At 44.9% G+C, this 13,224-nt stretch carries 14 protein-coding genes; 9 read left to right on the top strand and 5 right to left on the bottom strand.

From position 1 onward, the window contains the following. Nucleotides 1-14: 14 nt before the first annotated feature. Complete coding sequence (locus tag MN199_RS05070) at nt 15-1,124, bottom strand: S-(hydroxymethyl)glutathione dehydrogenase/class III alcohol dehydrogenase (protein WP_472511580.1); 1,110 nt, start codon at nt 1,122-1,124, stop codon at nt 15-17. A gap of 1 nt (nt 1,125) precedes the next feature. Here MN199_RS05070 and MN199_RS05065 point away from each other — a divergent pair, with 1 nt between their 5' ends. Next, entirely contained in the window at nt 1,126-1,296 is a 171-nt protein-coding gene (locus tag MN199_RS05065; RefSeq protein ID WP_335738622.1) for a hypothetical protein, read from the top strand. 54 nt (nt 1,297-1,350) lie between these two features. Next, nucleotides 1,351-1,995, top strand: a complete 645-nt coding sequence (locus tag MN199_RS05060; RefSeq protein ID WP_132582993.1) for a DsbA family oxidoreductase — start codon at nt 1,351-1,353, stop codon at nt 1,993-1,995. Here MN199_RS05060 and MN199_RS05055 read toward each other — a convergent pair. From MN199_RS05055 to MN199_RS05045, 3 genes are all read right to left on the bottom strand, one after another. Beyond that, nucleotides 1,992-3,185, bottom strand: coding sequence for an acetyl-CoA C-acyltransferase (locus tag MN199_RS05055; protein WP_335738621.1), 1,194 nt, complete (start codon nt 3,183-3,185; stop codon nt 1,992-1,994). The genes MN199_RS05060 and MN199_RS05055 overlap by 4 nt on opposite strands. A gap of 45 nt (nt 3,186-3,230) precedes the next feature. Continuing rightward, nucleotides 3,231-5,273, bottom strand: coding sequence for a S9 family peptidase (locus tag MN199_RS05050; RefSeq protein ID WP_335738620.1), 2,043 nt, complete (start codon nt 5,271-5,273; stop codon nt 3,231-3,233). 76 nt (nt 5,274-5,349) lie between these two features. Next, complete coding sequence (locus MN199_RS05045) at nt 5,350-6,870, bottom strand: fumarate hydratase (RefSeq protein ID WP_132582987.1); 1,521 nt, start codon at nt 6,868-6,870, stop codon at nt 5,350-5,352. 99 nt (nt 6,871-6,969) lie between these two features. Here MN199_RS05045 and pabB point away from each other — a divergent pair, with 99 nt between their 5' ends. After that, nucleotides 6,970-8,343, top strand: a complete 1,374-nt coding sequence (pabB, locus tag MN199_RS05040; protein ID WP_335738619.1) for an aminodeoxychorismate synthase component I — start codon at nt 6,970-6,972, stop codon at nt 8,341-8,343. Between the two features lie 5 nt (nt 8,344-8,348). Next, a complete protein-coding gene (locus MN199_RS05035; protein WP_335738618.1) occupies nt 8,349-8,909 on the top strand; it encodes a CoA pyrophosphatase in 561 nt (186 codons plus the stop codon). A 104-nt stretch (nt 8,910-9,013) separates the two neighbouring features. Here MN199_RS05035 and MN199_RS05030 read toward each other — a convergent pair whose 3' ends face one another. Further along, nucleotides 9,014-9,304, bottom strand: a complete 291-nt coding sequence (locus MN199_RS05030) for a high-potential iron-sulfur protein (protein ID WP_335738617.1) — start codon at nt 9,302-9,304, stop codon at nt 9,014-9,016. A 187-nt stretch (nt 9,305-9,491) separates the two neighbouring features. On the opposite strand from MN199_RS05030, the gene folM reads away from it, so the two are divergent. The 5 genes from folM to atcB all read left to right on the top strand — a co-directional run bounded on the left by folM (nt 9,492) and on the right by atcB (nt 13,219). Beyond that, a complete protein-coding gene (folM, locus tag MN199_RS05025) occupies nt 9,492-10,229 on the top strand; it encodes a dihydromonapterin reductase (RefSeq protein WP_335738616.1) in 738 nt (245 codons plus the stop codon). Nucleotides 10,230-10,294: 65 nt separating this feature from the next. Then, on the top strand, nt 10,295-11,434 hold the full coding sequence (locus tag MN199_RS05020; RefSeq protein ID WP_335738615.1) for a hypothetical protein: 1,140 nt from the start codon (nt 10,295-10,297) through the stop codon (nt 11,432-11,434). A gap of 148 nt (nt 11,435-11,582) precedes the next feature. Beyond that, on the top strand, nt 11,583-11,867 hold the full coding sequence (atcJ, locus tag MN199_RS05015; RefSeq protein ID WP_132582975.1) for a cold adaptation protein ActJcold adaptation protein ActJ: 285 nt from the start codon (nt 11,583-11,585) through the stop codon (nt 11,865-11,867). 21 nt (nt 11,868-11,888) lie between these two features. Then, nucleotides 11,889-12,446: a cold adaptation protein AtcA gene (gene atcA, locus MN199_RS05010; RefSeq protein WP_132582973.1), complete on the top strand. Its 558-nt coding sequence runs from the start codon at nt 11,889-11,891 to the stop codon at nt 12,444-12,446. 5 nt (nt 12,447-12,451) lie between these two features. Then, nucleotides 12,452-13,219, top strand: coding sequence for a cold adaptation protein AtcB (atcB, locus tag MN199_RS05005; RefSeq protein WP_132582971.1), 768 nt, complete (start codon nt 12,452-12,454; stop codon nt 13,217-13,219). The last annotated feature ends 5 nt before the right edge of the window (nt 13,220-13,224 follow it).

The following is a 13,224-nucleotide window of genomic DNA, read 5'->3' as shown; positions in this document are numbered from 1 at the left end:
GTTACAATTTCAAGTTAAAAATGAATCACCGTACGTATTGATTTACCTTCATGCATTAAATCAAAGGCTTTATTAATATCTTCAAGCCCCATGGTATGAGTAATAAAGGTATCTAGCTCGAACTCACCATTTAAATAACGCTCAACGTATTCTGGTAATTCGCTGCGGCCTTTTACGCCACCAAAAGCAGTACCACGCCAAACCCGACCTGTTACTAGCTGAAACGGACGAGTAGAAATTTCTTGGCCTGCACCGGCAACACCAATAATAATCGACTCACCCCACCCTTTATGGCAGCACTCTAGGGCTGAGCGCATCACGTTAACGTTACCAATACATTCAAAAGAAAAATCGACACCACCGTCGGTCATCTCAACAATAACGTCTTGAATAGGTTTATCGTACTTTTTCGGGTTAATAACGTCCGTTGCGCCAAGTTGCTTGGCTATTTCAAATTTATCTTCGTTAATATCAATAGCAATAATACGTCCGGCTTTGGCCATTACTGCACCAATAATCGCAGATAAACCTATACCACCTAAACCAAATACGGCAACCGTATCACCCGGCTGTACTTTAGCGGTATTAATGACCGCGCCCATACCGGTGGTAACGCCGCAACCTAATAAACACACCTTTTCTAGTGGTGCAGCTTTATTAATTTTGGCTAAAGATATCTCCGGTAGTACCGTGTATTCTGAGAATGTTGAGGTGCCCATGTAGTGATAAATAGGTTTGCCGTTTTTCGAAAAGCGGGTTGTACCATCAGGCATTAAGCCTTTGCCTTGAGTCGCACGAATAGCTTGGCATAAATTGGTTTTGCCCGATAAACAAAACTTACACTTGCCACATTCTGGCGTATATAACGGAATAACGTGGTCGCCCACCGCAACCGAGGTAACGCCCTCGCCTATGGCTTCAACAATGCCGCCACCTTCATGGCCTAAAATAGCCGGGAAAATACCTTCAGGATCATCGCCTGATAAGGTAAAAGCATCAGTATGACAAACACCTGTAGCGATAATTTTTACTAACACTTCACCTTTTTGTGGTGGCATTAAATCTACTTCTTCAATAGACAATGGCTGGCCCGGGCCCCAAGCCACAGCGGCGCGAGTTTTAATCATGTTCATGGGTAACTCCTTAAAAAATAAAGCGCAGAGGCAAAATAATACTACTAACTATAACCCAATTGCTATTTTTACCCTATCGGCGATGCATGCGTTAGCTGATTGGGACAATTACACTGAACCGTGGGATATGCTGATAAGTAAAACTATTGAGTCAGCGTTATAAAACACCTATGCTATTCGTTATAGTTATTTACACTTCAGTTACAGGATGACGTAAATGCAAACCATAAAAATAGATTTAGTGTCGGATATTGCCTGCCCATGGTGTGCAATAGGTTATGCAAGGCTACAACAAGCATTAAGCACACTACCGCAAATTCCGGTTGAGCTAGAATGGCATGCTTTTGAGTTAAACCCTGATAAAAACGCGCCGCAAGAACCAATATTACCGGCTCTTAGCAGAAAATATGGCCGTAGCGAGCAAGAAATGGCCGAAAATCAGGCACAAATGATGAAAATTGCTGCTGATTTAGGGCTTAACTTTACTAAGCTACAACAGCGTTATACCTGTAATACCTTTGATGGCCATCGTTTAGTAAAATGGGCCGCAAGCCAGCAAAAAGCCGACGAGATGAAACTGGCGTTATTTAACGCTTATTTTGGTGAGGCAAAAAATGTGGCCGATCATCAGGTATTAGCAGAATGTGCCGAGCAAGCGGGGTTAGATAAAACCAAAGCGGCGCGTATATTAGCCAGCAACGATTATATCGATGAGGTAAATGACGATATTGCAAAATATAAGCAAGCGGGTATTTCATCAGTACCAGCCTTTATTATTAATAATCAGTATTTAATCTCTGGCGCACAAGAGCCTAAACAACTTGCCACGGCATTACTGCAAATAGCCAGCGAAATGACTTAAAGCGCCTCAAGCAACAGAGCGATACCTTGGCCGCCACCAATACACATAGTTACTACACCAAAACGGCCATTAATACGCTGCAGCTCAGCTAATAACTTAATAATTAAAATTGACCCCGTAGCACCTACTGGATGTCCCATAGCTATCGCGCCGCCGTTGGGGTTAACCTTAGCAAGGTCTAAGCCCAAGCTTTGTGTAACCGCCATTGCCTGAGCAGCAAAAGCTTCATTTGATTCAATTAGCGCAATATCAGCCAGCGCTAATCCCGTTTGCTTTAATAGTTTTTGCACCGCAGGTATTGGTCCAAGCCCCATTACACCGGGCTCAACACCGGCAAAGCTATAACCGGCAATACGGGCTTGTGCGGTTAACCCGCGTTTATTAGCTTCAGCACGGCTGGTTAATACTATGGCGGCGCCAGCATCATTTAATCCTGAGGCATTACCTGCGCTAACGACACCATCTTGTTTAAATGCGGGTTTTAATTTCGCTAAGCTTTGTATCGTGGTATCAGGTCTAATATGTTCATCATGCGCAAATACCAGCGTATTCTGCTTATTGCGCGGATCAGCTATTGATACCGGTACAATTTGCTCAGCAAAATAACCTTGCTGCTGCGCATAGGCAGCTCGATAGTGGCTTTGCGCGGCATAAGCATCTAAATCAGCGCGACTAAAACCATAGTGTTTAGCGATAGTTTCTGCAGTAAGGCCCATATGACCACTAGCAAAAGGATCAGTTAAAATGCCTAAAGTTAAATCAGTTATATTGCCATGGCCCATGCGTAAACCTTGGCGCAGTTTAGGCAGAATATAAGCACCATTACTCATACTTTCTGCACCACCGGCTAGCGCAATGTTACTTTGGCCTAGCTGAATTAATTGTGCCGCAGAAATAACCGATTGCACTGCAGAGCCGCACAATCGGTTTACGTTAAACGCCACTGATGTTGTTAGCATACCGCTATTAAGCGCAATATGCCGCGCCAAATATGCATCGGCTGCCGAGGTAGTAATAATATGGCCAAATACAGCATGGTCGATATCGCTTGGCGTAATATTGGCCCGCTCAATAGCCGCTATTGCGGCTGCAGTGCCAAGCTCTGCCGGGCTGAGTGCTGACAAACTGCCAGCAAAGCTACCAATAGCAGTGCGCGCACTACCAACAATAACTACCTCTGGCATATTCATCAGCGACGCTGTCCTTTTCTTTGGTTTAGCTTAATTAGGTTTAATTTAATTAGCTTTAGTGTATTTATCTAACCACTGAAACACTTCGTTATACCAACGTACACGGTTATCTTTATTTAAGATCCAATGGTTTTCATCGGGAAAAATAACCAAGCGTGAATCAATGCCTTTACGCTGTAAGTTAGTAAATGCCCCTAAACCTTGCGCATACGGCACGCGATAGTCTTTTAAACCGTGCAACACCAGCATAGGTGTTTGCCATTTATCGGCTAATGCAGCTGGGTTAAACTTCTGATAATCAGAGCCCTCTTGCCATACTGGGCCGCCTAAATCATATTCTGGAAACCACAGCTCTTCGGTACTACCGTAAAAGCTTGGCATATCGTATAAACCCGCATGGTTAACTAAACATTTAAAACCGGTTGGCCAGTTACCGGCAATCCAGTTCATCATGTAGCCACCGTAAGATGCGCCAAGCGCACAAGCACGGTCACCATCAATCCACGGCTGTGCTTGCACAATATAGTTAAAGCCTTTCTTTAAATCTTCAAGCGGTTTAACACCCCAGTCACGGCTAATCGAGTCGGTAAAAGCTTGGCCGTAACCGGTAGAACCATGAAAGTCTATCATCACTACCGCGTAGCCTTTGGCGGCATACATTTGCGCGTTCCAGCGCTCATTAAACATATTGCCAAAGCTACCCTGTGGCCCACCGTGCACTAAAAATGCCATGGGGTATTTTTTCTTAGCGTCAAAATTCCACGGCTTTACCAAGTAGCCATAAACGGTATCGTCATTGGCGCCTTTAAAGCTAAATTGCTCATAGTCGCCAAACTTCACCTGTTTACGCCACTGGGCATTAATATCGGTTAACTGGCTTAAACCTGTACCATCAACATTAAGCTGAAATATTTCAGCGGGCATGTCGAGTTTATGATTGGTAAATACAATTTTATCGCTAGCAATATTTAACGCGCCAGCAGTGCCATCACCGTACACTTTACGCACATCACCAAAGCTAGTGTTAATAGCGTAAATACTATATTGACCAACGTCTTGCGTAGTAACGTAAACGGTACGGTTGTCGGCACCAAATTGGTATTCACCAATTGAGCTGTCGAATTCTGGTGCCAGCTCTTTACGTTGCCCAGTTACCATATCGAGTAACATCAGGCTAAATTTGTCTGCCTCTGATGCCGGTTTGCTCATGGCTTTATAGGCCATAAAACGGCCATCCGCTGAAAACGACGGCTGGGCATCCCATGCCGGATTAGACGAGGTCAGGTTTTGCTTTTCACCACCGTTTATCGACACCATAAAAATATCAAAGTTGGTATGCCAAGCTTGATCCGCTGCCGGAATTTTTGCACTAAACACTAAGCGGCTATTGTCGGGAGTAAAAGCAACTTCACTGATGCCGGCAATGTCGGTATTCCACTCGCTCATCAGGTTAGTCGCATCTTTAACTACGCCCTTACCTAAGGCTGCAACGTGTAACTGGCTACGATATGGCGTTAACCAGCTATCCCAGTGCCTTACCATCAGTTGGTCGTACGCCATGGCACTGTCTTTTTTATTTGCCTCAGCAGCTTTAGCATCAAGTGTACATTGCAAAGTTTGACAACCCGGTTTAACCGACAGTGCCAAAGCCAACTGCTTAGCATCAGCTGAAACTTTAAACCCTTCTACCGGCACCGGTAAATCGGTTACTTGTAATGCTTCACCACCATATAACGGTAATTGCCATACTTGGCTTAAGCCTGTGCGATTGGCAATAAAGTAAATACTTTGGCCATCTGCTGCCCACTGCAACTGGCTTTCACGACTGGCGTTCTGCGTTAAGCGTGTAACCTTGTTAAGGTTTGATAAATCCATTAAATACAGATCAGATGACGTATCTGCTGGGCTAAAACCGCCATTAGTTTGGCCATAAGCTAAAAACCTACCATCAGGTGATAACACCACGTCGTGTAACTTATTAAGCTGATTTAAATGTTCGACACTTAGCGGCGCATTGGCGCTCACTGCACCTGCCGCTAATAGCGACAATGCTGGCAGTAGCGATAATGTTATTAACGTCTTCTTCATGCGTATCCCTATTTTTTGTTGTTATAGGCTGAAAAAATAAGGCCGTAGCATTGCTACAGCCTTTTAAGAGCAAGCGTTATGCTTGGTCCATTTGCTGAATATTCACCTTCCAAATAGCCGGCCCCTGCTGGTGCACGTTATTACCATTTGAATCAACTGCAACGGTTACCGGCATATCCTGCACATCAAATTCGTAAATGGCTTCCATACCGAGATCGGCAAAAGCAACAACACGTGATTTTTTAATCGCTTTAGACACTAAGTAAGCCGCACCACCCACTGCCATTAAGTACACGGCTTTGTGCTGTTTAATGCTGGCAACGGTTTTATCGCCACGTTCTGATTTACCAATCATGCCTAATAAGCCGGCTTGGCCGAGCATCATATCGGTAAATTTATCCATTCGCGTTGCCGTAGTTGGGCCTGCTGGGCCAACCACTTCATCACCTACAGCATCTACTGGGCCAACGTAATAAATAAACCGGTTTTTAAAATCTACGCCATCCGGTAAGGCTTCGCCACGACCTAACATATCGGCAATGCGTTTATGTGCCGCATCGCGCCCAGTTAGCATTTTGCCGCTTAATAATACCGTTTCACCGGCTTGCCAGGTTTGCACCTCGGCAGGTGTTAAGGTATCTAAATTAACCCGGCGTACATTACTGCCTAGCTCCCAAGTAACTTGCGGCCAGTCTTCTAATTTTGGTGGCGTAATTTCGGCCGGGCCACTGCCGTCTAAATGAAAGTGTAGATGCCGAGTTGCGGCACAGTTTGGGATCATAACCACGGGTAAGCTAGCGGCATGGGTGGGTACGCTATTAATTTTCACATCCACCACGGTAGTTAAACCCCCTAAACCTTGGGCACCGATACCCAGTTTATTCACTTTTTCGTATAGCTCTAAACGCAGTTTTTCTTCGGCGGTTTCTGCGCCTTTATCAATAAGTTGCTGAATATTCACCGGCTCCATTAATGATTCTTTAGCCAATACTGCGGCTTTTTCTGCCGTACCGCCAATGCCTATACCTAACATACCTGGCGGACACCAACCGGCACCCATTTTAGGTAAGGTTTCTAATACCCAGTCAACGATAGAGTCTGACGGATTTAACATTGCCATTTTAGTTTTATTTTCTGAACCACCGCCTTTAGCGGCAATCATTACTTCTACCTGATTACCGGCTACTAAATCTATATGCACTACCGCAGGGGTATTATCTTTGGTGTTTTTACGCGCGCCAGCAGGGTCGGCAACAATAGACGCACGTAACGGGTTATCTGGGTTTAAATACGCACGACGGGTGCCTTCGTTTACCATTTCTTGCACGGTTAAATTAGTTTTATCCCACTTAACATCCATACCTATTTTAACAAAGCAGGTAACAATGCCGGTATCCTGACAAATTGGCCGATGGCCTTCAGCCGACATGCGTGAGTTAATGAGAATTTGTGCAATAGCATCTTTTGCCGCTGGGTTTTGTTCTTTGTGATAAGCAACTTCTAAGGCTTGAATAAAGTCTAGCGGGTGATAATACGAAATATACTGCAGCGCATCTTCAATGCTGTCGATAAAATCTTGCTGGCGAATAACCGTCATGTTTACTTGTCCTCAAACGCTTCTAACAGCGCCTTATTTAACTATTAGTGTCGGTGCTGTTATGATAGCGCGCATCAGAAACAGCGGCTAGCCCCATTCATGCAGCAGTACCTTATTCCGTCTGAAACTTTTGGTGATACACCAGAAAACCTACTAAACCTGTTCAGTTATTTCGCTGGGCAGCCTTGGGCCATGCTGCTTGACTCAGCGGCGCAGGCGCATATCAATAGCCGCTATGATATTTTAGTGGCCGAACCTATTGCCACCTTAGAAGCTAAGCAAGGTGTGTGCATTTTACGCGATAGCCAAGGCGTGCACGAATACCAACACGACCCTTTTACTGTATTGGATGGTGCACTAAAACGCTATTTCCCAGATAAACCAAGCAGCTCACTGCCGTTTGTCGGCGGCGCATTGGGCTACTTTGGCTACGACTTAGGCCGCTATGTTGAACAGCTACCCAGTATAGCCGAGCAAGATATTACCCTGCCCGATATGGCGATCGGTTTTTATCAGTGGGCGCTTATTTTAGATAAACAGCAGCAATGCTTATGGTATGTCGACTATCAAGGCCAAGCCGAACCGGGTTGGCAAAAACTGGTTCAGCGTTTACAACACACCCTGCCGCCTACCTCGTTTACCTTAACTAGCCCTTGGCAAGCCAATATGGATAAAGCCGGCTATAGCGCACGCTTTAATAAGGTGCAGCAATATTTGCTTAGTGGCGACTGTTATCAAATTAACCTAACTCAGCGCTTTAGTGCCCGTTATCAAGGTGATGCATGGCAGGCGTATTTACAACTACGTGATAAAAATGCCGCGCCGTTTTCAGCGTTTATTCGCTTACCTGAGGGCGCGGTATTAAGCATCTCGCCTGAACGTTTTTTGCAGCTACACGAGAGCAAGGTAGAAACTAAACCGATAAAAGGCACTCGGCCTCGCGGCTTTTGCCCCATGACCGATGCAGTAGAAGCCGACAACCTTAGGCACTCGGCGAAAGATCGCGCTGAAAACGTGATGATTGTTGATTTACTGCGTAACGATTTAGGCAAAGTCTGTGTATCAGGCAGTGTTGAGGTGCCCAGTTTATTTGCCATAGAAAGTTTTCCGGCAGTACATCATTTAGTCAGCACCGTTACCGGCACTTTAGCGGCAGAATATAGCGCGAGTGATTTGTTGCGTGGTGCCTTTCCTGGTGGCTCTATTACTGGTGCGCCTAAAGTGCGCGCCATGGAAATTATCGAGCAACTTGAGCCGCAGCGTCGCTCGGTATATTGCGGTGCTATTGGCTATATTAATAGCGCTGGCAACATGGATACTAACATTGCTATTCGCACCCTAATTTGCTGTGATGGCAACATATATTGTCAAGCTGGCGGCGGTATAGTGGCCGACTCAGAAGTAGACAGCGAATATCAAGAGACGCTAGATAAGGTAAATAAAATTTTGCCGGTTTTAGCAAACACAGAATAAAACCTATGCTTGCTAGTGAGTTTCGCCAACGGTTTTTGTTACACCCTACTGCTGCCGGTGATGCGGTACCTAGCAGCGATCAACACCAAGCTGCAGTATTGGTGCCAGTAATTGATTATGGCGACAGGCTGCAAGTATTGTTTACTCAGCGCGCGCTGCACTTGCGCCATCATCCTGGGCAAATTAGCTTTCCCGGCGGCCGTATTGAGCCGGGTGAGCAAAGCGCTGAGGCGGCACTGCGTGAGGCTGAAGAAGAAATCGGTTTAACGCCTAATGCGGTTACTTTACTTGGCCGCTTGCCGCTGCAACCGACTAGCACCGGTTTTAATATCGTGCCTTGGGTGGGTTTATTAGCGCCGCAACAACGCTGGTTACTGCAACCGGCTGAAGTAGCCGGTATTTTTGAAGTGCCACTAACGCATTTTTTACAACAAGAAAACCGACATCAATTTAACCTACCGCTGCGGGGTAAAGTGCAACAGCTGCATGCAATGCCGTATCAAGATAAATTTATTTGGGGTGCAACAGCTGCTATTTTGCATCGGCTTTGCCTGCAATTAGCTTGATGAAAGCCAACATATTAAGCCCGCTAAGTATCATGCTTACTAGTTAAACGAGAACTGACTTGCTCTCAGCCAGTTCGCTGATATTACTAATAAATCTTACTCAGTTACGCTGGCTTTTTTGCATAGGCGGCACACCAGCCGTCTTTATTTACCAGTTTACCGGGGAAAATGGCACACGGACGCCACTCTTCGCCATCAGCACCTTGAACTAACGCACAGTTGCTGCAAATGGCACCGTCTTTTTCTGATTTATGCACATATTGTAATGCCTTTGCCTGCGGGCTTTCTGGGTCGACATGTTCATTAGCAAATGCCTTTAAACTAATACCGCCAACACTTAGGCCAACTAAACCTCCGGCTGATAACTTTAAAAAACGTCTTCTGCTGGTCGTCATAATGACTCCTCATTGATGTGTTTACTGTTTTGCGTAGGATGTTGTTATTATTGTGGGTGTAACAGATACAGTTTTAGTTGCTGATTGGATTAATTGCCAGCACAAAGCAAAAAACTAAACCAAAGCGGCGATGTAACGTATCGGTTACATCATACTGCACTTTACCTTTGGTTCACAGGAACTCTGAATGTCTAATGTCATTATTATTACCGGCGCCGCACAGCGCCTCGGTTTGCACTGTGCTTTAACGCTTAACCAAGCTGGTTATCGCGTTATCGCCACTTATCGCAGTGAAAAACCAGGGCTGTCTCGACTACGCCAAGCCGGCATTGAATGCTTTCAGCTTGATGTTACCAATAGTGTTGCGCTGGCAGATTTTATTAGACATATTTTTACCCAGACTAACGAACTACGTGCACTGATCCATAATGCCTCTGACTGGCATGCCGATGCGTCAAGCCAAAACAATCCCGATTTGGATATTGCCGCCGATAGCGCAATATTTGATGCTATGCACGCCGTACATGCAAAAGCACCCTATATTCTTAATCGCGCACTGGCACCACTGCTGGCCAAAAGTGCCCTCGCGGGTGATATTATTCATCTAACCGATTTTGTTGCCAGCGTGGGTAGCGCAAAACATATGGCCTATGCGGCATCTAAAGCAGCACTGACTAACTTAACCTTAAGTTTTGCTCGTGCGTTAGCGCCCAAGGTAAAGGTAAATGCCATCGCTCCGGCGCTACTGATGTTTAACCAGCACGATGATGATGCCTATAAAGCCAAGGCGTTGAACAAGTCATTACTGCAAATAGAGCCAGGCGCCAGCGAACTAAGCAACACTGTGCTCTATTTACTACAAAGCCGGTATCTGACCGGGAAAATAATTGAATTAGATGGTGGCAGAGCGTTAAATCTACCCTAAGAGTTTTGTTTGTCACATTTCGCTGGCACACTAGTTAAAACACTAATCGTTATCTTGGTATTTATATGTTTATACAGCGCTCTATTTTTGTCACCACTGTTGCCTTAATGGGCTTAGCTTGCACTGCACTGCCCAGCGCCGCCAATGAAGTAAAACTCGGTAACGCCGCCGGTATCTGGCTTACCGATTTACAAGGTGAAACCTTAACTGATCCGCAAAGTTCAGGATTTACCTGGCGCCATAACGAAATTATTCATTTAGGTGACAATAGCGCGATTGAAGCGATGCGCAATAAATTACTGAAAGTTAACCCACAAACCGCACAGCTTAATGCGCCGCCAATTGCCATTACAGTATCAGACCAAGTACTAAACGGCTGCTTTGGTGAGCTGTTTCGCCAATATCCCGATTTTGAAGCATTAACTTGGGATCGCCACGACGATACCGTACTAATTACCGTTACCGAAGACTCGCGCTTTGTGAGCCTAAGCCCAGAATGTAAAGCACGTTATGGTGAAACCAACTCAACCGACTACCCTACGCTATTAGTGAAAATTGAAACCGATAAAGCCTTAACACAAGCGCAAATTACCGCAGTGCGGCCAGTGCAGTTTCCTAAAGCGGCATTGGTAGGCAATGCGCCTAACGATGGCATTGAAGGTTTAGCCTTTGATAACAGTGGTAATCTGTATTTAGCCTTAGAGCAAAATGCCGCTAATGCACCAATGATATTCAAAACACCTTATAACACAGAGTTTTGGCTGCACGATGATTATGTAAAAGTGCAAGATAGTGCCTTTGTCCTGCCGGTGCCAGACGATAAAGACCACCCGATTAACGATCTGGATTACTTACCCAGCCCCAAAGCAAACCATCCGGGTTATTTAGTTGCCGTAGCACGAAATGACGACCAATTATGGATCATCGACATTAGCCAACAACAACCACCTTTTGTCATGCAAATGAGCTACTACGCGCCCACGGGCAGTAACAGTAACTGCCCCGCTTACGAAAAAATGGTACAAACCGCAGTAGAAGGCGTTGCGGTATATAAAGATAGCTTGTATCTGGTAAATGATGCCTGGAAAAAGCATTACCCCGACAATATTCAATGCCCAGCTAACGCCAACAACTTTAATAAATTTGCACCGTTATTATTTCGTGTCAGCGTTGACCCAATTTGGTTTATTCATAATCTAAAGTAAGCACAATTACGGCATCAGGTGAACTGGCGCACGCGATCTGTTATTATTGCCTGCTGTTTGCTATTTACCCATTAGCACAGCAGGCAAACACGCTTTTTCTTGGTGTTTCCGGTCTTGTTATTTAGGTCTTCGTGTTTCAGGATAACTTATGATTAACCACTTTCGCGTTCTTGGCGTAAAAACCAATGCCAGCGATGACGATATTAAAAAAGCCTATCGTCGCTTAGCTAACAAATACCATCCAGATAAACTACATAGTGCTAGCGACGATGAAAAAGAACACGCCAACGAGCAGCTGCAACGCATAACCGCTGCCTATAATGTGTTATCAGATGCAAAGCAAAAAGCGGCATTTATTAAAGATTTTAACAATGTCATCGTTAACGATCCGGCCTCTGCCATGCAGGAGTTGTGGGATCAATACTATTCGTAAGCCGATTTTCGTGAGACTACTATGACGACAAAATTGAATATGACACGCGTGCATGCGTTGCAAACTGATGCACTAGAAAACATCCATTCGTACATGGATCCTGAAACGCCAAATGCGTTAGAACAATTTACGGCAAAGATAAAAACCATTTTATTGGCCGAGCCAAAACTACTGGAGTCATTACCAGAATATTTACCGATTGCACTGTATGGCCGAGTTAAGTTTTCAGCGGCTAACACAACTCAATGGCAACAATGGATCAGTAAAGCTAGCGTGCCAAGCTGGGATGAGTTTAAAACCTCAGTCGCCTTTAGCAACCCTGATTTAGAGCTCGTAAAAGCAGTTCGCTCATACTCAGAAGCGGCATTAATTGAAGCGTGCGCGGTATTGTTTTTATTAGAAAATGACAAGGTGAAACCGACTAGTCGTAGCAGTGCTGCAGAGCCAGAGCACGACGATGATGATGACGCTGATGCCGAGCATAACTACGACAACGACGATTACACGAACGACGACGATGAAGACGAAGAAGACGGTTATAACGACCAATACGACGATATACGCTTTAAGGGAGAGTAAGTTTAATGAGCACCAACTTAATTGAAATCGCTGTCGCAGAAATTAAAGAATTAGCCGTTATTGAACCGAAGCAAGCCAGCAAACGATTTGAAATCATTGCCAATACGATGAGCGATGCGCAGCTGGTAGAGGTTATTGAAGGCATTGATATTGTTACGCTAACCCAGATTAACAGCGAACATGACATTTCGTTCCCATCGATTATTTCCGAGCTAATGAGCCCAGAGCGTATTCGCGATATCGTCTGTCAGCAACCGCTGTATTGGGAAGAGAAAATTAAAAATAATGCTGAAGATTTAAAACAGCACACCTTTGATTTTTTAACCTACCTCATTCGTACCCAAGAAACTGAAGAAAAACAAGCGGCTATTTTAGACTGTATTGCCGAAGATCCGGCCGGTTTATTTTATTTAAGCATTCCCTTTATTGAGCTATACCGTGGCGAAGTGTTGGAGTATGAAAACTACTGGGAAGACAAGCTACACGAAGATGAAGAGCATCTAGAAGAAGCTGAAGCCTACACCGAACGGCAACAAGTAGAAGATGTGCATAACCTGAGCATGGATGATCCACGCAGTTTACTGGCATTAATTCGCCAGTTAACCCCTGACGTAGAGCAGGCAATAAAAGCACTTATTCGTAATGAAAACTCAGGCTGGGAAGGTATTATTAATAAATTTGCTGCTGAGCTAGTAATGCAAGCCAAAGAGAAAAACCAAGCCGTTGATAACGAGTACAGCGAAGTAGACGACATGTTTAGCTTCCTCGATTAAGGGTA

It is taken from the genome of Rheinheimera metallidurans, from assembly GCF_036983985.1.
Classification (GTDB): Bacteria; Pseudomonadota; Gammaproteobacteria; order Enterobacterales; family Alteromonadaceae; genus Alishewanella; species Alishewanella metallidurans.
The sequence above is the reverse complement of the archived record's forward strand: the minus strand, read 5'-3'. Positions and strand labels throughout refer to the sequence as shown.